Below are 21,619 nucleotides of genomic sequence, written 5' to 3'. Positions count from 1 at the left end.
AATGGCACGAACTGGCCGGCGTCGTCGGCTACTGGTTGATCGGCCTGCACGCCGCTGCCGCCCTGTTCCACCACTTCATCAGCCGCGACAACACCTTCGTGCGCATGCTCCCCGGTCGCGACTAAGCCGCCTACGGCCTAGCAGTGGATGGAAGACTGATCACGAGATCTACATAGCTGATCATTTTCGTGCGGTTGCAGATATGGTTCTCGCCTGGACGTTCGGTCAATCGAAGCACTGTAATGTTGAGTTTTCTGACTGGTTTCCGGAAGGCTAGGATCGATGCTGCATCCTACAAATGCTGACCTCAGCCACTGACAAGCTAACAGACTCGCAGTGTGATCGTATAAATCAATGGACTGAGTTGCAGTTACGGCGAGCGGGCTGATCGACAAACACTCGCGAGTTTTGAGCTACCGTAGACGAAATTCGTCCACATCACTCAAGAAACAAAAAGTAAAAATAGCAGTTGGAGGATACCTACCAAGAAGATATCGAGGGTTGATAAAAATGCACCATAGATGCATTCCATTTTCCTGAGAGCATCTCGGATCCCTGACAGGTATGAAAACCTGACCAATCTCTCAACTTTCTATCAAGGCTTGAATTTACTGCCAGGCGCTGTAGCCAACTCGATCAATCTATCAATTACTGCTCGCAGCTTTGGCTGGATATAGGGAGTCTTGATCCAGATTGCGTGCATAGGTACATCGTCTCCTGCAAGCTCATCAAGCACAGAAACCAATGCACCGGTTCTAAGGTGTTCTTCCACTAACCATGTGGGCACTTGGGCAAGCCCGCAGCCCGCCAATGCAGCTGAAAGGATTGCTTCACAGTCTCCGATTTCATGCCGTATTGGAATCACATATGGCTCAGTCACACCCTCGCGGCTTTTGAGCAGCCAGCTATGCCGTAACGTCATTGGCCACCCAGTAACACACGAATGCTGCTGGAGATCTTCCTTGACAAGCGGGAAACCTCTTTGAGAAAAGTAAGAGGGAGAGCCGCAGATAACCCTTCGTTGCTCACCCAGGCGACGTGCGACCAGATCTACGTTGTCGTCAAGGTTTCCCACACGCACAGCTACGTCTATACCGTCCCCCATCAAATCAACAGTGCGATCGCTGAACGTAATTGATAGGTCAAGCTGTTCATGTTGTCTCGACAAATCCAGCAGAGAAGGCAGGATATATCTGCGACCAAATGCTGAGGGCAGATCAATCCGCACTCTGCCCGCTGGCGCCCGTTGCTCACTACCCAGTCGGCTTTCGGCTTCATCTAGGATCGCCATCGCGTTTTGGCAGTCAGCTAGGTATGAGTCGCCATCGTTGGTCAAACTCACCCGTCTGGTAGTCCTGTGCAGCAGCTTTGTTCCCAAGCGAGCTTCAAGGCGCATGATGCTTTTACTAAGCGCCGAACCGGTCATTCCCAATGCCTGCGCAGCTACGGTGAAGCTACCCGCCTGAGCGACCGTAACGAAATTTCGAATCTCAAAAAATTGGTTCTTGACCATCGCCATTGATTCCGCACAGGACTTAGACATTGGAATTCTAGGGACTTAATCAGCTTTTGTGAATGGCTTAGCCTTATCCAACGATACGAAAATGACTTCCAAAGGTAAGGACTGCGTAGACATGAACCCAGTAGAAAAGCTTCAAGACAAGATTGCCTTCGTACAAGGCGGCTCCCGAGGTATTGGCGCAGCGATCGTGAAACGCCTAGCCAGTGAAGGCGCTGCTGTCGCGTTTACCTATCAATCGTCAAGGATTGCGGCGGAAGGAATTGTCAATGAGATCGTAGGTGCTGGCGGGAACGCCATCGCTATCCAAGCCGACAGCGCGAATCCAGAGTTTCTGCAGCAGGCAATCCGTCACGCAACGGAACATTTCGGCGGGCTGGACATCCTGGTCAACAATGCAGGCATTCTTCCATGGGGCCCTCTGGAAGATCTCACACTCGCGGAAATTGACCTCACACTGGCCGTCAACGTACGCAGTGTGATTATCGCTAGCCAAGAAGCAATACGACACATGCGAGCAGGTGGACGCATTATCAATATCGGAAGCATTAACGCCGACCGAATCCCCATCGCTGGTGGTGCTGTTTATGCGATGAGCAAAGCTTCGCTTGTCGGCTTTACCAAAGCTTTGGCTCGCGACTTAGGCCCGCGCTCCATCACTGTCAATAATGTTCAGCCAGGCCCAGTAGACACTGACATGAACCCGGCTACTAGCGAGACGGCTACGCAACTTAAAAAACTAATGGCACTGGGTCGCTATGGAAAGGATAGCGAAATTGCTAGCTTCGTAGCCTACCTCGCAGGCCCTGAGGCTGCGTATATCACCGGCGCCAGCCTTAGCATTGACGGTGGATTTTCCGCTTAATACTTAAAGCTATGTGAATTTCAGGCCCTGCAGCTACGTATGCAGTGACGGGACAGCTTTGCTGTCATCCTAAATAAATGGAAGATTGACTATGAATAGCCTGACCAAATACTTAGCAACCATTACTTGTGGCGCAATGTGCTCCTTCTCCGCTTTGGCTACTGACAAGTTCCCTATTCCAGAAGGTTTTAAAAGTGGGTTCGAGGAAGTCAACGGTATCAAAATGCACTATGTCGCGGGTGGTAGCGGGCCTCTAGTTCTGATGGTGCACGGTTTCGCTCAATCTTGGTACGAGTGGAGTGAGTTAATGCCTGAGCTCGCGAAAACTCACCGAGTCGTCGCCGTTGACCTTCCAGGCCTAGGTTTATCTGATCCAATTAAAACCACTTATACCGGTGAGGACGTATCTCCCTACATTTACTCCTTCGCCAAACGCTTCAGCCCAGATGAACCGTTTAAGCTAGTCGCTCATGACATTGGTATTTGGGCGACCTATCCAATGCTTTCACAGCATCAAAAAGACATATCCAAAGTGGCCTATCTAGAAGCTGTTATCCCAGACTCGAGAATCTACAGCTTCCCAGCGTTTACATCTCAGGGCGAATCTACAGCTTGGCACTTCAGCTTCTTTTCAGCAGATGGCGCGCTACCAGAGACTCTGATTTCTGGGAATGAGAAAGTGTTCTTTTCTCACTTCATCAAAAAACATGCAGAAAAGCCAGAAGCTTTTACCGAAAAAATGCTTGACCTCTACGCAAACTCTTATTCCAAACCACACACCTTGCATGCTGCTTTTGAATACTACCGCGCACTTCCGACATCTGTGCAACAAAATGAAACGCTGCTGACAAAGGGTAAGCTTAATATGCCAATGTTGGCTGTATCGGGTAGCGGACGCGGCGGGCTTGGGCAGACTCAAATCGATCAGATGAACGAGTATGCTTCCAACGTAAAAGGCCATGTTCTGAATGGTTGCGGTCACTGGCTGATGGAAGAATGCCCTACCCAGGTCAAACCGTTGGTGGTCGATTTCATAAATGAAAAATAAAATCAAAGGCGAGTAGCTTGCTTTTGACTAAGACACCAGATAAAAGCTTTTATGGCAGTTGCTTATTTTAGAAAAATGCTCTAACTAAAACCAAAAAATTTCGGAAAGTGAAGGATAAATGAAAAAAATGGACACTCTCCAAGGAAAGATCGCTTTTGTGCAAGGTGGGTCTCGTGGCATTGGCGCCGCTATCGTCAAACGGCTAGCTCATGAAGGGGCAGCTGTTGCCTTCACTTATGCCGCTTCCGCAGAGCAAGCCGAAAAAACCGTCACCGAAATCACAAGCGCGGGTGGCAAGGCCATTGCGATCCAAGCCGACAGCAATCACGCATCCGCTGTGCAAACAGCATTGCGCCAAGCGGTTGAGCACTTTGGCGGACTAGATATTTTGGTCAACAACGCAGGGGTTCTGGCATGGGGGCCCCTCGAAGAACTTACTCTTGAAGATCTTGATCGCACACTCGCTGTCAACGTCCGCAGCGTATTCATCGCCTGCCAGGAAGCAGCGAAGCATATGAACGAGGGCGGCCGGATCATCAACATCGGAAGCGTCAATGCCGACCGCGTTCCGATGGCGGGAGGCGCCATTTACGCGATGAGCAAGTCAGCACTGGTTGGACTGACCAAAGGCATGGCTCGTGATCTGGGGCCACGCAGTATTACTGTCAATAACGTACAGCCAGGCCCCGTCGACACCGAGATGAACCCTGCCGACGGCGAAGGAGCGAGCCAGTTGCAAGCCCTGATGGCCGTGCAGCGTTATGGCAAAGCTGAAGAAATCGCCAGTTTCGTCACCTACCTTGCAGGGCCGGATGCTGGTTACATTACCGGTGCGAGCCTGACTATCGACGGTGGTTTCTCAGCATAGAGACCGCCCTCCCTCGGTTACTACGGATCATTGCCGGCGAAGCCTTTCGTCCGGCAATCGATCTGTTTTGCGTCGTTGAACGCAGCCGAAAGCGTCAACAACATCTCGTCTAAGAGTCAAAATCCAGGATCACTATCTGCGCACCTGATCGCTGATTAGCTCGGCTACCTATCTGCCCCGCCCCGCACACAGGTAGCTTCATAGCTCGTACTTAAAAGAGCTAGACTAACAAGCTTTCCATGAACTCCTCATTAGATGTGTGATGGACTGTTCTAAGCCTCATCACGAAGGGTTCATCGGCTTACGCTCCCTCAATTTTCAAGAGATAAAACAATTCCTATGGAATGGATTGCTGATCCAACGGCGTGGTTTGGCCTACTGACCCTCATCGTCTTAGAGCTTGTACTAGGCATCGACAACCTGGTTTTTATCGCTATCCTGGCGGACAAATTGCCACCCGAGCAGCGCGACCGCGCTCGGGTTATCGGACTATCTTTGGCACTCTTGATGCGCTTGGGCCTTCTGGCCAGCATCTCCTGGATGGTGACACTCACCGCACCGTTGATAGATGTGTTTGATAAATCATTCTCAGGGCGAGACCTGATCATGTTGTTCGGCGGGGTGTTCCTGCTGTTCAAGGCAACCATGGAGTTGCACGAACGACTTGAAGGGCACGTGGCCGAGCGCAAAGGCAGTGCCACATACGCCCTTTTCTGGCCCATTGTTGCGCAAATTGTCGTGTTGGACGCGGTCTTCTCCCTCGACGCGGTTATTACTGCTGTGGGCATGGTGGAAGAACTGTCGATCATGATGATTGCTGTGATCTTCTCCATTGGCTTGATGATTGTTGCCAGCAAGCCGCTGACCAAATTCGTAAACGGCCACCCTACCGTCATCATGCTCTGCCTTGGCTTCTTGATGATGATCGGTTTCAGCCTGACGGCTGAGGGACTGGGTTTCCATATTCCAAAAGGCTACCTCTACGCGGCGATTGGCTTCTCCATCCTGATTGAAGTTTTCAACCAGATTGCACGCAAGGGACGTAAGAAGAACCTGCAAGGTAAGCGGCCCGTGCGAGAGCGTACCGCACATGCAGTGCTGCGCCTTCTAGGCGGTCGAAAGGTAAGTGAAGATGAGGTGGGCGAAGAGATTGCCGACTTGCTGGAGGATGAAGCGCCAAAGGAAGTCTTCAATCGTCGGGAGCGGGTGATGATCAGCGGTGTTTTGCAATTGGCTGAACTAAAGATTCGCTCGGTTATGACGCCTCGTGGTGAGGCTGACTACATCGATCTGAGCGAAAGCACAGAACAAATCCATACACGCCTACTGAATTCGCCGTATTCGAGATTGCCTTTGATTCGCAACGGACGAATCGAGGAGCCGCTAGGATTCGTACACAAAAAAGACTTGCTAAAGGAAATGTTACAGGGAGGTGCTCCAGAAATTGAGAAGGTTTCGCGCGAGGCCATCAACCTACTAGAAAATTTTACCACTCTGAACGCATTGGAGCAGATGCGTAAAGAATCGACTCATATTGCGTTTGTGATCAATGAGCACGGTAACTTTGTCGGTATTCTATCCATGACCGATATCCTTGAGTCGATTGCGGGAGAGTTACCTGATGCCAGTGAAATAGAAGGGACGACTGCCATTGCCTAGGACAGCTCACTTTCGCCCCCTGCTACCTAGCCAACAGAGCTTTAAGATTTTCTTAAGAAACATTCGGAAAATCCAATAATTAGCAGATTTAAGGCACACCGATTTGTCTTATTCGAAAAATGCTTGCATCGTAAGGTGTGGGCATTTTTCAATCCATAAACCACTCAGAAAACAGCACCCTCGATAAATCCCGTTTAATTATGTTATAAACTGTGATAAACCCTCAGCTAATCGTTCCATAGGACACCGGAAAGAATTTTTACTTGTCCTACTACTGTTCTATAAAGCTTGGCCAATGATCTTACCAGAAAGCCCCGCCATCGACGCCCTATTGCTAATCAGCCAGACATATAAGAATCTAAAACTCTGGTAAAATAGGCGCAACAGCTAACGACTGCACCCTTGACAAGCGATGGCTTAGATCCATCAAGCTGACCGGCTTAAACAAGCAGCCATTCATACCCGCATCGAAACAGCGATCATTTTCGTACAGTTGTGCATTGGCAGTGACACCTAGGATAAAGCAGGTTTTTTTGCCTCGCTGTCGCTCTTCACCTCGAATTGTGCTAGTCAATGTATAACCATCCATAAGTGGAAGATTGCAGTCACTGATGATCACATCTACGTGATTATCTCGCCAAGCTTTTAATCCATTCACCCCATCCTCTGAGACAATTACTTTATGCCCAAGGTAATCTAACTGCTTGGAAAAGAGAAAGCGGCTGGCAGGGTGATCATCCACCACTAGGATTACCAATTTTCTGTTTTTCAGCATTGATTCGCTCATAGGAAACTCAGAAATTAATGCTATTTAAAATAGCAATAAAATGCAACCATGCTAACCGATAGAGCTTCGCCTTCTATAGATTACCGCCCAACAAAACCAATATTTATCGAGATTTATCACCGAATGGATCAGCGAGATTACGTATAGCCCCCGAACAACTCCAGGCTTAAAATTATTAATTACCTTGCCGCTTAACCACTTCAAACACTAATTTTTTACATAACCAACTTTCCAACTACCGAAAAATGGTTAGCACTGAGGCTGAACATTATCACCACACACCGAGCTTAACTTTAGATTAGGGAAATATGTGTAGCCCAACATAACTGCATTGATTGCTTTTACAAGTTCTGTAAGATCATCTGCTTTTGAGACATAACCGGCAGCACCAGCTTTCATACAGCGCATGGAAAGAATATGCGGGGAAAGCGAGGTCAATACCAAGATTTTTACTGGCATCCCCAAATCTGCGATTCTACTGAGAAACTCTAAACCATCAACCCTAGGCATCGATATATCAAGCAAAACCAGATCAGGCTTATGATCACGAAGAAGCTGAAAAGCGTCCACGCCATTATCAGCTTCTGATATTACATCAAACCCTTCTTGCTTGAGGATCATTCTCACTGTGGAACGAATGAAGGGATGATCGTCTACAACCATGGCGCTGTACATTTTTCACCTCAAGAAATGATAAAAACTTTAGAGCGACAGAAAACAAGGCATAACTTAGTAACCTCATCACTGATGAGTCACTTCCTGCAGCTCGCTCTCAAGTTCACGAAGACAAGCCTTTATCCTCTCGACCTGAACCTCATAAGGCATTTCAATATCTTCCAAGACGAACCTTTCTAGCTCACTACATGCTTCTACCAACTCAGAGTTTCCTGTCAATGTTGCACCACCGCGTATCTTATGAGCGATTCTTGCAAGACCTGGTCTATCACACTCCCGTGCTAAAACCTCCAAGTTAATACTGTCTTCACGGAGAGAAATTAAGATCTGTTCTACCAAAGGCGCATAAGACTCAGGACTCAACAGCCTGATTTTTTCCAACTCTCCACCTTTCTTAACTGCTGCCGCTTGCGCGCGGCGTGCATGACTTTGTGCTACTTCAGCTATCGCTGAGGCCAGTGTTTCGATGCTTACTGGCTTGAACAAACATCGATTCATTCCCGCAGCAAGGCACATCTCGCTCGCCTCTGACTGAGCATTAGCCGTAAGGCCAAAAATCGGATGCAAGCGCACAGCTTTTTGCTGCTCTATCTCCCGCATGCGTCGAGTTAACTCGAATCCGTTCATGCGCGGCATATTACAATCGGTAATTGTCAGATCAAATTCTGATTCAGCGTTCATCCACAACTCAAATGCAGCTTCGCCGTCATCACAAGGAACCGCTTCATGCCCTAGAAATTCCAGCTGTCGGCATAGTAACGTTCGATTTGGAGCATGATCCTCTACCACCAAAATTCTAAGTTTCTGGCCGGACTGCAGATTCGCATCTGGCGCATCTTTGTCTTGAATAATCTCGACCAACTCAGCCTCGAATAACAGGGTAAAGCACGACCCCAATCCAGGTTGACTATCAACACTCAACTTCGCTCCCAGTAGGGCAGCCAAACTGGCGCAAATGCTTAAGCCTAAACCGGTTCCTGCTGCACGGTGGGCCTGTGGATCTGCTTGAACAAAAGGTTCGAATACTTCCTTACGTTGTGCCTCATTCAGCCCCTTGCCTGTGTCTGTCACTTGGATCGCGAAACGTGCATAACCTTCAATCTGGGTACCTGGTAGTTCACGTAAGAGCAATTGAACACTGCCCTGCTCAGTGAACTTGATAGCGTTACTAATGAGGTTAGATATCACCTGATTGAGCATAAGCGCATCAATCATCACACCGTTATTCTGAACCTCAGTGACCAATCGGAACTCGATATTTTTTTTGCGTGCATTGGTCGCGAACAAGCGATAAATCGACTGAGTCAGTTCGATCAATTGGGTCGGTCGCGGCGAAGGTGTCATTGCACCTGCCTCGATTTTAGATAAGTCCAGAATATCTCCGATCAACGACAGCAACGACTGGGCAGACTGATGAGCAACTTCGAGACTTTCCTCGATCTCAGCAGCTGTACCACCACGCACGCGCAACAACTCTATCAAGCCAATCAAGGCACTGATTGGAGTACGAATCTCATGACTCATACTAGCCAGAAAAACCGACTTAGAACGATTAGCATTATTGGCGACTTCCTTAGCCTGACGTAACTGCTCTATCAATTGCGAGCGCTCTGTAACATCAAGCCAACCACCAATTACACCAATGTATTGGCCTGTACTGTTCAGATACGGAAGTATCCAGTGGTACACTCGGTACTGCTGTCCGCGCAGTTCGAAATCCATATCGTCAAATGTCGTTTGACCATTCTTAAGTGCATCCATGTAGATTTGATGGTAACGCGCGCTGATCTCAACACCAGCAACGTCGCTCTCCATCAAAGTTCTACCGATTACCGCCTCTCGTGTAATGTTGAAAAAATCCAGGTAAGCACGATTACAGTCCACCAAACGGCCCTCACCGTCTCGCACATAAAGCGCTAGGGGGGCACCATCAATCAGCGTTCTGGTGAACTGCAACTGATCCTCCAACGCCTGCTCTGCTTTCTGACGTTTATTAATTTGGACTCGCAGGTAGTAATTCCAGACTAAGAAAACTAGGCCAAACAGAGTCGCGGCCACGATGACGGTAAAAACTAAATCCTTGTAGGTACTCCAAGAGCTGGCTACTGCTGGAGGCTCATGAACTCGCCAACGATCAGTCATTGCCTTAAACTCGTCAGGACGGACTTTCAGCAGGGCAGAATTTATAATGTCTTTGAGCACTTGATGGCCAGGCCCGACTGCCATAGCGACCCTAGCAGGATGGGTTCCTATGGCTGAAGCGATATGCAAGTCTGCCTGAAAATGGTGGTTGATAAAGTAATCAGCCCCAAATTGAGTATGAACCGAGCCTTCGACTTCTCCTGCCGCTAGCATCTCGAGGCCCTTTGTTGCGTTTTGCGCCGTCACCTGAGTAATGTTGGGGAACTGATTGTGCACCGTGAAAGAAACCGGGCTACCCCACGGCAGAGCAAGACGCAAGCCATTCAACTCTTCCAGACTTTTTATACCAGCCTCATTACGACGCGTTACCACTACAAATGGGCTGATCATATAGGGGCGGGTATATTGATGCGGTTCTAAACGAAAATCTCCGATGCTCAACGCAGCGATTAGATCCACTTTACCTTCTTGTAGACTCTTCACCATATCGCTAACACTATCGCTGCGGACTACTTCAAACTCCAAACCTGTTAAACGCTCGACCAACTTCAACATGTCGGCACTGAGCCCTTTCAGCCGATTTTTGTCATCGAAAAAAGTCAACGGTGCATAAGCATCTGCCACCACGACTTTGAGCTTTGGGTGTTGTGCGATCCATGCCACTTGCTCAGGGGTAAGGTCAAGAGATTTAGGCGCAATCACAAAATTATTACTGAGCGCCCAATTAGAAGTGATCCTAAGCATATCAGCCACCGGAATTGCCGCCAGTGACTTATTTACAGCCTCTAGCAAGTACGGGTACCTTACACTAACCGCAAAATTTATATCGGCAACGCCACCCGCATTAGCATCTGCAGTAATATATAGGCTATTACGATAGTAACTTGACAAAAGAAACTCCGCAGTAACCGCATTGGTACGAACGACATCGACCTGATCATATGCTAAAGCCGCGAGAGCGTTCAGATGATTTACATAAGGTACAAGTTTGCTTCTAGGATGCTGCTCTTGTATACGCTTGATGTGTGAATCAGTCGCCCCGATATAGGCCATACGTTCTACAGCATTGTCGGCACTGGTTGTAATAGGGTCATTGATGCGTCGAATTATCACCTTATGATTCAATAAGTAAGGCTTGCTAGTTTTGAACACCGCGTTGTCGCCGTCGGTGACGTCGTTCAGCGCCAACATATCGACCTCTCCACGTGCCATCGCCTGCAGTGCTTGAGGTCTGTCTTCAAAACGCAGCATTTGCATGCGAACACCTAAGGTATTCTGCAATAGCCCCAACACGTCAGCGGTCACTCCCTCGAAGCTGTTCGGGTCAAAACCAATGTGCATCGGAGGGCGTGCCCCCCCCCAAAAAGCAACACGGATTGTCGACCTACGATCCAGCCAAGCTTGAGTTTTGCTATCGAAAACGACATCGGGAGCGGTTAAGGGCGTGTGCACAAGGAGCTTTACTCCCGTTTCACCAAAGGTGATCTGAGAAACGGAGGACAGCCAAAGCAGGCAAATGGATGTAATCCAACGATTGGCAGATATCTTCTTCAAGGTGCGAAACATCCGTTCAATGGAGCTGGAGGCTCTGTCTAGGCGATCTCTAAAAAGGAGAGCCTGGTCTGCTCTACAGTCTATACCGGCTCGTCCCAATTCAACCAAAAGATCCAGCCACATCCTGCGCTTTTGTACCTGCTATGGTGCCGTGGGGCCATGCAAACAACACTGACAAACTTGCAGCCCAGGCAGAACAAGACCTGTCTCAAATCTGACTTCTTGGTCACCTCCACCCCACCATCGGGTAGACCATAGTGGACAGGACACCTTCAGCGAATGATTTCCTTGAGCACCAGGTTGAGTTAATGTAGCTGCGCGATGAAAAAAAGCGGAGTCTTCTTCGATGATGCCTACCCTGAAGCCAAGCGCTGGAGTGCAATACCGATGAAATGGTCAGTGATGTCACCATTACGAATTATCCTCCTGGATGACCATGCACTGATTCGTGAAGCGTTAAAGATTCGCCTGAATGTGGAGGCGGATTTTAAGGTACTGGGAGCATACGCCAAGAGTAGCGAGCTAATTGACGCCCTGCGGCAGCAGAGCACTGATTTGGTGATACTTGACTACCAGTTAGCTGATGGTGAGCTTGATGGTATCAGACTGATTCAGTTAGTACGTAGTCACTATCCAGATTTGCGCATCTTAATTTTTTCGTCCATGGAAAGACCCTCAACGGTTAACCTAAGCATTCGAGCCGGCGCCAATGGCTTTGTAGGAAAGTCTCAAGAGACCGAAGAGCTCATCAAGGCTATTCGTATGGTAGCGATGGATAGAATGTACCTGGCGCCGAGCATGCTAGCCGAACAAGATAAGCCCCCTGTTCCGCAAGTAACTGACGACAATAACTTCACCACCGACAATGCCTTTCTAAACCATCCCGAGCTATCCCCAAAAGAGCGAGAGGTACTCCGCTGCTGCCTTGAGGGACTTTCCGTAATTCAGGTCGCGACCAAGTTTTCCCGCAGTAGAAAAACCATCAGCGGGCAAAAGCAAGCCGCCTTCAGAAAACTAGGAATCAAAACCGACACTGAGCTTTTTAAGTTACAGGCTCAGCTGAAAGATATTTGACTTAATAACCTTATTGCGTTCGCTTCATTACAAAACCTTATGCAGAAAATATAGAAACCTATTGTCCATTGACATGAGAGAGCGGGCTCCCCTTACAGATATTTCTATAGCATCTTCCTAAATTTTTGAGACAAGTCTTAAATTTTTATCTCACCCCTTAAGGTATTATCAAAAAATTTAAAGCTAAAACACCAAGGCTCTGGAGATGGAAAAAGTGGTTGACAAAAACCCAAAAGCACCAAGCGTCGCACTTCTTGCTCATCCAGCGCTACCGGAATATCAAGTGCTTTGTAGTGCGCAACCACTCACTGCGCTTGGCCAAATCAGCATGACAACATGCAAAATAAACTTCTCACTATAATTTTTAGTGGAGCCCAGAGAGGCCTACCCTGTATACAGACTAGGCAGTCACGCTAAAAATCACCAGTCAAATTTCCAACGCAAGACCTTTTAAATCAATTCAAAATCGTAAGCACGGACAAACAAAAATCCCCTATCAATGATGATAAACAAACTGACAGGTGATAATCTCCGGCGGCTTCCGATCCCAAGGATATTATTATGCGGCGCCTGTTAGCCTTAATATTGATGGTTTTTTCCGGACTAACCCATGCGGTACTTACCCCATTTGATGTCGAACCGCAGTTTCTCTCAGCAGAAAAAGCGTTCAGTTTCACCTCTGAACGTCTGCCCTCTGGAGAAACCCAGCTCTATTGGCAGATAGCTGACGGGTATTACCTCTATCAGCAGCGACTGACCTTCGATGGCCTACCGACTGAGCACAAACCGACGTTCCCTGAGGGCGAGACCCACAGCGATGAGTTTTTCGGTACTCAGCAGGTTTATCGACAAGGGCTGGAGCTCAAGATCCCCGCAGGAGCGACTGGTAAATTCAAGCTGGGCTGGCAGGGCTGTGCTGATGCAGGCTTATGTTATCCGCCGCAATCGCTGACCATCGATCTGGGTGGTAGCCCAGCAGTAAAGCCTGATAGCGAAGCACAAGATCAAGTTTTGGCAAGCGGCCTGCAGGAACGAGCCCTAGGCTGGAGCTTGCTCATTTTCTTTGGCTTGGGTTTGCTCTTGGCATTCGCCCCCTGCTCTCTTCCTATGCTTCCCATACTTGCTGGCTTGGTCGTTGGCAGCGGCGCGAGCCCTCGTCGTGGTTTTGCTCTCGCGGGTAGCTACGTATTTTGTATGGCCCTTGTGTATGCCTCTATGGGCGTGCTCGCCGCTATGCTTGGAGCAAACTTACAAGCACTGTTGCAACAACCCTGGGTTCTGGGCAGTTTTGCAGCGATCTTTGTACTGCTTTCGCTACCAATGTTTGGCTTTTTCGAACTGCAACTACCAAGCTTTGTGCGAGACCGCTTGGAAAACGCAAGCCGGCAGCGCAACGGCGGAAGCTTGGTGGGCGCGGGGGTACTTGGTGCGTTGTCCGGATTGCTGGTCGGCCCGTGCATGACAGCTCCTTTAGCTGGCGCCCTTTTGTACATTGCACAAAGCGGAAATGCTCTGCACGGCGGCCTGGTTCTGTTCGCTATGGGCTTGGGTATTGGCTTACCGCTTTTGCTTTTGGTGACTGTAGGCAATCGTTTCCTGCCCAAACCAGGCGCATGGATGAATCTGCTCAAGGGAGCTTTCGGTTTCCTGTTCCTTGGAACAGCAGTGTACATGCTTCGTCCTGTCCTAGATGAGTCGCTCTGGATCGGGTTGTGGGGCATTCTCTCGCTGGCTTTGGCGTACACACTTTGGCATCAACGCCACCCCCACCACGTATTCGGTATTGCATCGCTGACATTTGGTATTTGGGGCAGCCTGCTGATGGTCGGCGCAGCTATCGGCTCTGATGACGTATGGCGCCCTTTGAAAGTGCTAGGTACGGCCACATCCTCCTTAGAGAACCAGCAATCAGCAGGCCATGAAACATTCCTGAAGCTGAAGTCCCCTACACAGTTGCAGGCTGAACTTGATTCAGCAAAGGCAACTGACCAATGGGTGCTGCTGGATTTTTACGCCGACTGGTGCGTGTCCTGCCGGGTGATGGAGAAGGAAGTATTTGGCTCGAGCGAGGTAATGGAGTCTCTGAAGGATGTGCGCCTGTTGAAACTTGATGTGACTGCCGATAACGCTGATAGCCGCGAACTGTTGACCCGATACAAAGTACCAGGGCCACCAAGCTTCCTATGGATAGGCCCTGATGGAGAAGAGCGTCGCAGCCGACGCATCACTGGACAAGTTGGTGCTGAAGAGTTTCTACAACGCTGGAACCAAACGAAAGAGAGCCTTTAATGCTGACCTTTAACATCGGAAGTTTCGTCATTTCCTTGAGCCACCTGCTGCTTTTCGTGGCTCTACTCACAGCGACCATGATTGGTCGTAGAGTGGCAACACAAGGTAAACAGCGCCTAGACTCGGTTCTGTTCTGGCTGTTTATGCTGGGACTTCTGGTGGCCCGACTGAGCTTTGTGCTGATTTATCGGGAGCAATACGGTGATGACCTGTGGCGAATCGTCGATATACGTGATGGTGGCTTCCACGCGCTATCAGGTTCCATAGCCGTGGTGTTCGTGGCATTACTCTGGGGCTGGAGAAATGCCAATTTACGTCGCCCACTCGCCGCGTCGGTTATCAGCGGCATGCTCCTGTGGGGCCTGGGAACACTATCTTTGAATGTCTACGAGCAAGGTACGCGATTGCCAGAAATTCCGGTACGAACCATCAAAGGAGAAACGGTTGATCTAACCAGTTTTCAGGGACGTCCTTTGGTAATCAACCTATGGGCTACTTGGTGCCCCCCTTGCCGTCGTGAGATGCCAGTGCTGCAAAAGGCTCAAGCGGAGAATCCTCACTTGACGTTTCTCTTTGTGAACCAAGGCGAGGGAGCGGACATAGTTAACAAATTCCTGTCTAGCCAGAGCCTGCGCCTGGACAACATCCTGTTCGATGGTGGCGGGCGCCTGGGTCAAGTGGTGGGCTCAATGGCACTGCCGACAACATTGTTCTACAGTGCTGATGGTCGACTGATAAAAAGCCACCTTGGTGAGTTATCAGACGCGAGCCTGACACACGTACTCAAGCAATTTGAAAACCCTTGACCTGCTCCTCTACACGGCCCCATTCGGGGTCGTGTATCAGCGATAAATATAGCCTCTAGTGTTCACTAGTAGATCTATCAGCTCAAGCCAGATGCTGTCAGTGAATGCGAAAACGCACTTCTTTTTTGCGAGAAATAGGTTCGGCTCTGTCAATCTCCGCCTCGATGTTATCGTGCAGAAGGTCATCTTGAGGATCCACTACAGCCATAAGCTGACTAAGCGTTGACATGTCCGGTAAGGACGTAGAGATGACCTGGACGGTTTTCAGGGTAGAATGGGAGACTTTTTTTGCACTCGCATGCTCGCCTCCATAGATCAGCGCATATCGAACCTGCGGTTTGTTTGTAAGAAGCGAAAGCAAATCAAAATTTTCGCTTTTGGCAATTGAGGCGTTGATCACCAAAAGGTCAATCGGCTCACAACAAGCGTCCACCACGCTAATAACTTCACTCAAGTGTTGCATGGGTGCGACACGATAATATCCCAACTGGTTAAGTGCACGTTCAATTTTTAATCGGTAGAAATGTTGTCCATCGGCTATCAGAAATCTCAGTTCTTTATTTGGCATTTTTCATTCTCACGTTCAAGCTGAACACGATTCCATGCATATACCACCGAGGCTATCTTCGCCAAGACTCTCAAAATGCTGTGCATGGTCAGGGCAAACCACGCCACCCGATAGGGTGGCGGGCTTTCTGATAGGAAGGCCTCAGTAACGGTTGCCAACCAGTGCTGCGCCGTTAGAGACAATCACTTCAACCCGTCGATTGAGTTGCCGTCCATTGGCACTGCCGTTATCAGCAATCGGGTACTCCTCGCCATAACCCTGAGAAAGAATACGCCCCGGATCGACCCCCAATTGCGAAAGCGCTGCAGCAACCGAAGCCGCGCGGCGTTCGGACAAACGTTGATTGAAATCATCGCTCCCCACGTTATCGGTGAAACCCTCCACCCGTAGCTTGCGCTCAGGATTGGCTATTAGAAAACTGGCTAGCTGCTCGAAGCTGACTCGGCTGCCGTATTTAAGGTCTGCTTTCCCCGTGTCAAACAACACGTCCTTGAACGTAATCACCTGGCCACGTTCGGTCTGCTTAGCGTTCATGGCCTGCAATGCCTTGAGCTGCTGGGTACGTACGTCTAACTGTACCTGCGTGGTCTCAACCGCGATATTTTCCAGATCCGCTTGGGCTTTGCGTCCCAGAATCGTTTGTTCAGCAAGTGCGATTTTCTGGTTAGCAAGGTAAGTCAGCTGATCAACCGCCGGATCGAGATGATCCGCGTTAGAAGCTGCATCCGCTTTATTCAGTGCCTGAAAAGCGTCCTTGGTTTCCAATGGCGCCATGGTATTGGATAGCGGATTACTCTGCAGCGCACTAAAGCGCTCGTGAGCCTGTTTCAGTTGACTGTTAATCTCAGGTGCAGCGCAGCCAGCCACCAACAATGCCAGAAGGGAAACCGCCGGCAGTTTGATTGAGTAGTGCATATAGACTTCCTTTATTCAGCGTTACCAGCAGGTGGTGCAAACCCAGTTGAAGGCGCCTGAAGCATTTCCTTTTTAAGTACCTGTATGCCTGCTTGGGACTGCTGCAACTGGTGCTGCCACTTCGCAGCTTGAGCCTTGCGCTCGGCGAGATTGGCATCTACTTCGATCTGCTCGGCCAGGGTGCGCGCTTGAGCGTAATCTCGCTCCCCCATGGCTCGCTCCATCAGGAACATTTTGTCCTGAGCAATCTTCATTTCCATCGGTGCGTACTGTGTGGCATTGGCCGACATTGCTCTCGCGACAGCATTTTGAGAAAGTGCAATCTGATCATTTGGCTCAGGCACGCCCGCACATGCGGCTAAAGCTCCGGTCATTACTAGCAGTAATGTGACCTTTCGGGTACGGACAAAAATAGGCTCATTAGTCATCGAAGGCTCCAGAGCATTTAAACGGATAGAGTCCAGGAGTGAATCCCGAACGACTTAGTATCTGACGCGTGCGCGTCCTTTCAGTAAAATATGGTGACTTCCACCCTCCTTGCTCTGGCTAGCAGAGCAGATGAATTAACGGAGAATGGAAGTGGATCAGCAAGAATCTACTGAGAGCAGATCGAAGGAGGGATCAATTAGAGAAAGAAAGTCCACGAGTTGCGTACGATCAATTTTATGAATCAAGCGTACTTGCTGACTGGGGCTCTGATTGAACGTGCGAGGAAATCGCCGTTGAAGAGCGGAATCATAGATCAATGCATGCCGAAGGCGCGCATTCTCTAGACAAAAATCAAGCGCTTTCACACCTGCTGCGGTTACCAACTCAGCGTTGATTACAACCAAATCAAAACGCTCGAAAGGATCAGGGCTGTAGTGGGTGAGCGTTATCAAGTCGCTGAAACAACTAACAGGTGCGACTCGGTAATAACCAAGACCATTGAGGTCATTTTCAATCATCGAGCGCCGGGAGCATTCCCGATCAGCGACCAGTATTCGCAAAGACTTACCGGACAGTGGTTGATGGGGCATCGTTGAACACTCAAATAGTGACGTTTTCAGCAAGTTACCCAAAGCCCTCTCGTCGCCATACAGGATCTGTCTCAAAATGATAAAGTCAGCGCTCAGCGACCTAACTGCTTATAGAAGGCCGCGAGGGGGAAGTCATTTTCTCTCAACCGACCAATGCGCCAATCAACGTAGCAGACGCCCTATACAGTGGAACGTACCCACGCATCAAAATCTGCGTACTTCGTCGATATGCGGCACTCTGAATGGCGATATCACCGCCCCCATAACTAGCAGCAACAACCGTGGCATCCAACCTACCGGCAGGGTTCTCAATACCGACCTCAACATCCGAGAACGACTCTGTAGGCTGAATGATTCCCTGAGCCAATTTATGGGCAACCGTTCCTGGAATAAGGCAGGCAGCAGCAAGACAGCAACCACCAGATACAGCCATCGAAGCGTGACCTGTCTGTGGTGTGAAATAGCGCACAGCAATGCTTCCTCCCTGCTGTGCCGCACCAACGATGCAGACCTTTGGAATGGTTTCACTTTTTTCAAGATCGGCACGACTCATAAGTTCACCATCGCGGCGATGCAGCCCCATCTTCAAACCGGCCTCAATCCATACATGCCTCAATGCAGCAATAAAAGCAGCATCAGCTTCGAGCTCTGCAACGGGTTCATGACCTGTTTTACCAAAGCTCTTCGCGTCTGCAATCACCATGGGTACCGCCACATCGACGCACGATACTTCATGCCCGGCGATGGTATCGACGACTGTACCTGTTGGTAATAGCGTACCTGTCTTACTGCCCACCGGCGCCTGAAGAAATAAGTCAACACGTGGATAAGCGCCATCGACGCCAGGAATCTCGGAGGTCACAAGCCTGCCATTGGTATCCCGTAGCATGCGCGTGATCGTCACGACCTGAGTGTTGGTATTTCTTATCGAGATCTCTATGTCACCCATCAAGGGCGCCTGGAATAGCCCCGTATCGATGGCCCAGAGTGGCAACGCGGAGGACATATTTCCGCAATTCACGCTCCAGTCGATTTCACCATGTTCACTGGCCAATTGGGCCAGCGTGCTCACCAGTTGGCGTCCGGTTGGTGTTTCTTCAACGCTTGCCAAGAAGACCTTGTTGCTGGTGGCCACACCTCGGCCGAGCCCCGATATCTGGCGATTGCCCTTCTGATGACCAGAAAGTGGAGCGCCCATCAAATGCAACAAAAGCTCTGCGCGCAGGGACTCATCTTTCGGCACCCAATGCTCAGAGATCACCACACCGGTTGAGGTACCGCCTCTCATGTAATGCACCGGTACTTCCACGATGCCTAAGTGATTTTGAATAGGCATCTGGCTTTGCTTGGTATCAGTCATTGGCAACTGAATCGACCCGAACGTTTTAGACACTGGATTAACCAAATTCATCGAATGCCGGGCGCTTCCTAGCGTTCGGCATACTGCAAAGGGATCGCTGGCAACTGACCTAGGCATCGAACTTTTTGACTGCTAACAAAAACCTTCCAAGCTTTTGTATACGAGTTCTAGGCATTACCAGCGATTGCGGGGTGACACTTGCGTTGTCTAAGCGTTTGACGTTAGAAACGTACGCCGTAGCTAAGCCCTACGCTGGTTTGAGCGCTATTGCCAAACGTACTTTGGCCAGTGCGCACAGCCCCTGAAAGGGTCTGATTGCTTCCCAGGTCATGGGAGTATCCGATGGTTACGAATCCTCGCGTTTGATGGCGGTTCAACGCACTGCTGATATCAAAAGCCTCAACCCCTGGGAGATCGGACGTCCCGCGAAGCGCTACGCGATCAGCCTTAAGGTCATGCTCAACGCCTGCCCCAAGGGAAAGAGTACCTCGTTCTGAAACATGGCGCTCGCCGATGAACTCCAGAGTGGCCGTTGTGCGCTTCATCGAAAGCCTGTCGTAGTCGGCATTGAAGTCCGATCCCTTCTCTGTATAAGCGCTACGGCTTGTATCGTAGTAGGTGAGCGTGCCGGTTGGCGTGACAAGCCAATCCTCAATTTGAACGCCATAACCGAGGCTGGCTTGCGCAAAAAACGTCTCTAGAGAAGCGTTCCCGGTCGCTAGCATGACGTTTTCCAAATCACGTCCCCGTGCGACTTTGCCTTTGGCTTGCCCCTTACCAACCGCTATATTGGCCTGCAAACCAGTACCCGCCAAGCCTGTTTCGCTGTAATCAGCCCATACGCTGGCAGCATTATTTGCGCCCATGTCAAAACCGCTGTTGCTCAGGTTTGTTGCACTGATATTGAGTGTCGCACCGACTGTCGTCTTGCCATCAACCCCATAGCCGAGAGTAACTTGGCCGCCGCTACTGTTACGCGATCCGATATCATCAGAAGTTGCGCCTGCATTTGTAACGATACCGTCGAGGCTCAAGCACTTTTGACCTTCTTCAGCCGAGCAACTCGCCCCCATTAACTGATCTGCAACAGATTGCTGCTGGGATACCGCGATTTCAGTGTCATTAGTAAGTGCGGGAAAGGAAACAAGGAGATTATCGAAGTCCTGCATTTTTGTACGCCAAATGAAAGCACGAGTCATTCCATTTTCGGTTTCAGCACTCCCGACTATTATGCTTCCATCCGCTGAAATACCGGTCGCAACACTCCAACCTAAGTTATCAGTCCTCAGGGTTCCGAGATCAAGCATACCATTCCCGTCGTCAATCCAGCGGAAAGCACGCATTGGGCCGTCGTCGGTTTCGGCAGCACCTACAACAGTACCGCCATCTGCAGATATAGCGTTGGGTGTGCTATGCCCCAGGTTATCTGCCCTAAGGGAACCGAGGTCAATCATGCCGGCTCCGTCGTCAGCCCACCGGAATGCTCGACGTGAACCGTCATCGGTATCAGCAGCGCCTATAACACTACTACCATTTGCAGAAACTCCTAGAGCCCAGCTTTCTCCAGAACCATCTGCTTTTAATGCTCCAAGGTCGAGCATACCTTCGCCGTCGTCCACCCACCGGAACGCTCGCATACCTGCAATGTCACTTTGTGCACTCCCGACGATAACACCACCGTCTTCAGAAACAGCTTCGGCAACACTTGATCCAGAACCATCTGCTTTTAGTGTCCCAAGGTCGAGCATGCCCTTGTCATCGTCCCTCCACCGAAACGCACGACCTCCGTCTTCGGACTCGGCAAACCCTACGATAGTGCTGCCATCCGCTGATACCGCATTGGCGAGGCTACTACCGGTGTTGTCTGCCTTAAGAGTTCCGAGGTCGAGCATTCCTTTACCATCATTAATCCATCGGAAAGCGCGTGTGTTGCCCTCATCGTTTTCGGCATTTCCCACGATGGTATTTCCATCTGCGGATACATCGTTAGCGGTGCTCGCCCCTAAGTTATCTGCCCTGAAGGAACCAAGATCTAGCATACCAGTACCATCTTCAACCCAGCGAAATGCTCGAGACATTCCATCATCGGTATCCGCATAGCCAATGATGGTAGTGCCATCTGCAGATACCTTAGCCGCAAAGCTGTTGCCTAAGTTATCGGTTCTTAATGTTCCAAGGTCGAGCATACCGGCACCGTCATCCATCCAACGGAAAGCCCGGCCACTGCCATCATCTGTCATAGACTGACCTACAACGATAGCACCATCAGCAGATACGTCATATGCCCCGCTGACCCCTAAACCGTCTACATTTAAAGAGCCGATATCACAGAGAAAAGGAGCACTTACCGTCGTACCAGGGGAGCCCGACGGGCAGGATAGCTGTTTAGCACTTGCTTGAACGTTACCAGAAAATGCGATGCTGGCACTGATCGTTGTCATTGCGAACATCGTGGGCTTTAGGAAGTGCCG

The 21,619-nt window shown here is 49.8% G+C and carries 17 protein-coding genes and 1 pseudogene; 8 read left to right on the top strand and 10 right to left on the bottom strand.

Annotated elements, in window-relative coordinates:
* The coding region (locus ACIOVF_RS27675) for a cytochrome b (protein ID WP_401294117.1) at nucleotides 1-125 on the top strand (125 nt) is incomplete at its 5' end.
* A 470-nt stretch (nucleotides 126-595) separates the two neighbouring features.
* On the opposite strand, the gene ACIOVF_RS27670 is transcribed toward ACIOVF_RS27675, so the two are convergent.
* Entirely contained in the window at nucleotides 596-1,513 is a 918-nt protein-coding gene (locus ACIOVF_RS27670) for a LysR family transcriptional regulator (protein ID WP_401294112.1), read from the bottom strand.
* A gap of 121 nt (nucleotides 1,514-1,634) precedes the next feature.
* On the opposite strand from ACIOVF_RS27670, the gene ACIOVF_RS27665 reads away from it, so the two are divergent.
* The 4 genes and pseudogenes from ACIOVF_RS27665 to ACIOVF_RS27650 form a co-directional block, all read left to right on the top strand.
* On the top strand, nucleotides 1,635-2,384 hold the full coding sequence (locus ACIOVF_RS27665; RefSeq protein ID WP_401294109.1) for a 3-oxoacyl-ACP reductase family protein: 750 nt from the start codon (nucleotides 1,635-1,637) through the stop codon (nucleotides 2,382-2,384).
* A 91-nt stretch (nucleotides 2,385-2,475) separates the two neighbouring features.
* On the top strand, nucleotides 2,476-3,432 hold the full coding sequence (locus ACIOVF_RS27660; RefSeq protein ID WP_401294106.1) for an alpha/beta fold hydrolase: 957 nt from the start codon (nucleotides 2,476-2,478) through the stop codon (nucleotides 3,430-3,432).
* Between the two features lie 127 nt (nucleotides 3,433-3,559).
* A complete protein-coding gene (locus ACIOVF_RS27655) occupies nucleotides 3,560-4,300 on the top strand; it encodes a 3-oxoacyl-ACP reductase family protein (protein WP_401294115.1) in 741 nt (246 codons plus the stop codon).
* A gap of 339 nt (nucleotides 4,301-4,639) precedes the next feature.
* Nucleotides 4,640-5,953, top strand: a pseudogene (locus ACIOVF_RS27650) (CBS domain-containing protein); the annotation flags it as partial.
* 364 nt (nucleotides 5,954-6,317) lie between these two features.
* Here ACIOVF_RS27650 and ACIOVF_RS27645 read toward each other — a convergent pair.
* The 3 genes from ACIOVF_RS27645 to ACIOVF_RS27635 form a co-directional block, all read right to left on the bottom strand.
* The gene (locus ACIOVF_RS27645) at nucleotides 6,318-6,746 is read right to left on the bottom strand and encodes a response regulator (RefSeq protein ID WP_401294103.1); all 429 of its coding nucleotides are present in this window, start codon (nucleotides 6,744-6,746) and stop codon (nucleotides 6,318-6,320) included.
* A gap of 249 nt (nucleotides 6,747-6,995) precedes the next feature.
* Entirely contained in the window at nucleotides 6,996-7,421 is a 426-nt protein-coding gene (locus ACIOVF_RS27640; protein ID WP_401294100.1) for a response regulator transcription factor, read from the bottom strand.
* 66 nt (nucleotides 7,422-7,487) lie between these two features.
* Nucleotides 7,488-11,117, bottom strand: a complete 3,630-nt coding sequence (locus ACIOVF_RS27635; RefSeq protein ID WP_401294097.1) for a transporter substrate-binding domain-containing protein — start codon at nucleotides 11,115-11,117, stop codon at nucleotides 7,488-7,490.
* A 321-nt stretch (nucleotides 11,118-11,438) separates the two neighbouring features.
* On the opposite strand from ACIOVF_RS27635, the gene ACIOVF_RS27630 reads away from it, so the two are divergent.
* The 3 genes from ACIOVF_RS27630 to ACIOVF_RS27620 all read left to right on the top strand — a co-directional run bounded on the left by ACIOVF_RS27630 (nucleotide 11,439) and on the right by ACIOVF_RS27620 (nucleotide 15,286).
* On the top strand, nucleotides 11,439-12,191 hold the full coding sequence (locus tag ACIOVF_RS27630; RefSeq protein ID WP_401294094.1) for a response regulator: 753 nt from the start codon (nucleotides 11,439-11,441) through the stop codon (nucleotides 12,189-12,191).
* Between the two features lie 561 nt (nucleotides 12,192-12,752).
* Nucleotides 12,753-14,480, top strand: a complete 1,728-nt coding sequence (gene dsbD / locus ACIOVF_RS27625; RefSeq protein ID WP_401294091.1) for a protein-disulfide reductase DsbD — start codon at nucleotides 12,753-12,755, stop codon at nucleotides 14,478-14,480.
* Nucleotides 14,480-15,286 carry a prolipoprotein diacylglyceryl transferase family protein gene (locus tag ACIOVF_RS27620; RefSeq protein WP_401294088.1) on the top strand — a complete coding sequence of 269 codons (807 nt, stop codon included), beginning with the start codon at nucleotides 14,480-14,482 and terminating at the stop codon, nucleotides 15,284-15,286. Before dsbD ends, ACIOVF_RS27620 begins: the two co-directional genes overlap by 1 nt.
* 97 nt (nucleotides 15,287-15,383) lie before the next feature.
* On the opposite strand, the gene ACIOVF_RS27615 is transcribed toward ACIOVF_RS27620, so the two are convergent.
* From ACIOVF_RS27615 to ACIOVF_RS27590, 6 genes are all read right to left on the bottom strand, one after another.
* Nucleotides 15,384-15,854 carry a response regulator gene (locus ACIOVF_RS27615; RefSeq protein WP_401294085.1) on the bottom strand — a complete coding sequence of 157 codons (471 nt, stop codon included), beginning with the start codon at nucleotides 15,852-15,854 and terminating at the stop codon, nucleotides 15,384-15,386.
* 141 nt (nucleotides 15,855-15,995) lie between these two features.
* On the bottom strand, nucleotides 15,996-16,769 hold the full coding sequence (locus ACIOVF_RS27610; RefSeq protein WP_401294082.1) for an OmpA family protein: 774 nt from the start codon (nucleotides 16,767-16,769) through the stop codon (nucleotides 15,996-15,998).
* 11 nt (nucleotides 16,770-16,780) lie between these two features.
* Nucleotides 16,781-17,197: a DUF4398 domain-containing protein gene (locus ACIOVF_RS27605; protein ID WP_401294079.1), complete on the bottom strand. Its 417-nt coding sequence runs from the start codon at nucleotides 17,195-17,197 to the stop codon at nucleotides 16,781-16,783.
* Nucleotides 17,198-17,353: 156 nt separating this feature from the next.
* Entirely contained in the window at nucleotides 17,354-17,716 is a 363-nt protein-coding gene (locus tag ACIOVF_RS27600) for a hypothetical protein (RefSeq protein WP_401294076.1), read from the bottom strand.
* Between the two features lie 214 nt (nucleotides 17,717-17,930).
* On the bottom strand, nucleotides 17,931-19,148 hold the full coding sequence (locus ACIOVF_RS27595; RefSeq protein ID WP_401294073.1) for a PrpF domain-containing protein: 1,218 nt from the start codon (nucleotides 19,146-19,148) through the stop codon (nucleotides 17,931-17,933).
* Between the two features lie 221 nt (nucleotides 19,149-19,369).
* Nucleotides 19,370-21,589 (bottom strand): autotransporter domain-containing protein, encoded by a 2,220-nt coding sequence (locus ACIOVF_RS27590; RefSeq protein ID WP_401294070.1) that lies wholly within the window; start codon nucleotides 21,587-21,589, stop codon nucleotides 19,370-19,372.
* Nucleotides 21,590-21,619: the final 30 nt, after the last annotated feature.

Origin of the sequence: Pseudomonas sp. NPDC087612 (genome assembly GCF_044743505.1) — a bacterium.
Lineage (GTDB): Bacteria > Pseudomonadota > Gammaproteobacteria > Pseudomonadales > Pseudomonadaceae > Aquipseudomonas.
This window is presented reverse-complemented; position numbering and strand designations above follow the sequence as displayed.

Excerpts from the sequence above, each read along its gene's own strand:
- ACIOVF_RS27640 (WP_401294100.1), bottom strand. The coding sequence starts at position 7,421 with ATGTACAGCGCCATGGTTGTAGACGATCATCCCTTCATTCGTTCCACA.
- ACIOVF_RS27600 (WP_401294076.1), bottom strand. The coding sequence starts at position 17,716 with ATGATTGAAAATGACCTCAATGGTCTTGGTTATTACCGAGTCGCACCT.
- ACIOVF_RS27605 (WP_401294079.1), bottom strand. The coding sequence starts at position 17,197 with ATGACTAATGAGCCTATTTTTGTCCGTACCCGAAAGGTCACATTACTG.
- ACIOVF_RS27660 (WP_401294106.1), top strand. The coding sequence starts at position 2,476 with ATGAATAGCCTGACCAAATACTTAGCAACCATTACTTGTGGCGCAATG.
- ACIOVF_RS27645 (WP_401294103.1), bottom strand. The coding sequence starts at position 6,746 with ATGAGCGAATCAATGCTGAAAAACAGAAAATTGGTAATCCTAGTGGTG.
- ACIOVF_RS27615 (WP_401294085.1), bottom strand. The coding sequence starts at position 15,854 with ATGCCAAATAAAGAACTGAGATTTCTGATAGCCGATGGACAACATTTC.
- ACIOVF_RS27665 (WP_401294109.1), top strand. The coding sequence starts at position 1,635 with ATGAACCCAGTAGAAAAGCTTCAAGACAAGATTGCCTTCGTACAAGGC.
- ACIOVF_RS27595 (WP_401294073.1), bottom strand. The coding sequence starts at position 19,148 with ATGACTGATACCAAGCAAAGCCAGATGCCTATTCAAAATCACTTAGGC.
- ACIOVF_RS27620 (WP_401294088.1), top strand. The coding sequence starts at position 14,480 with ATGCTGACCTTTAACATCGGAAGTTTCGTCATTTCCTTGAGCCACCTG.
- ACIOVF_RS27630 (WP_401294094.1), top strand. The coding sequence starts at position 11,439 with ATGAAAAAAAGCGGAGTCTTCTTCGATGATGCCTACCCTGAAGCCAAG.
- ACIOVF_RS27655 (WP_401294115.1), top strand. The coding sequence starts at position 3,560 with ATGGACACTCTCCAAGGAAAGATCGCTTTTGTGCAAGGTGGGTCTCGT.
- ACIOVF_RS27670 (WP_401294112.1), bottom strand. The coding sequence starts at position 1,513 with ATGGTCAAGAACCAATTTTTTGAGATTCGAAATTTCGTTACGGTCGCT.
- dsbD (WP_401294091.1), top strand. The coding sequence starts at position 12,753 with ATGCGGCGCCTGTTAGCCTTAATATTGATGGTTTTTTCCGGACTAACC.
- ACIOVF_RS27610 (WP_401294082.1), bottom strand. The coding sequence starts at position 16,769 with ATGCACTACTCAATCAAACTGCCGGCGGTTTCCCTTCTGGCATTGTTG.
- ACIOVF_RS27590 (WP_401294070.1), bottom strand. The coding sequence starts at position 21,589 with ATGACAACGATCAGTGCCAGCATCGCATTTTCTGGTAACGTTCAAGCA.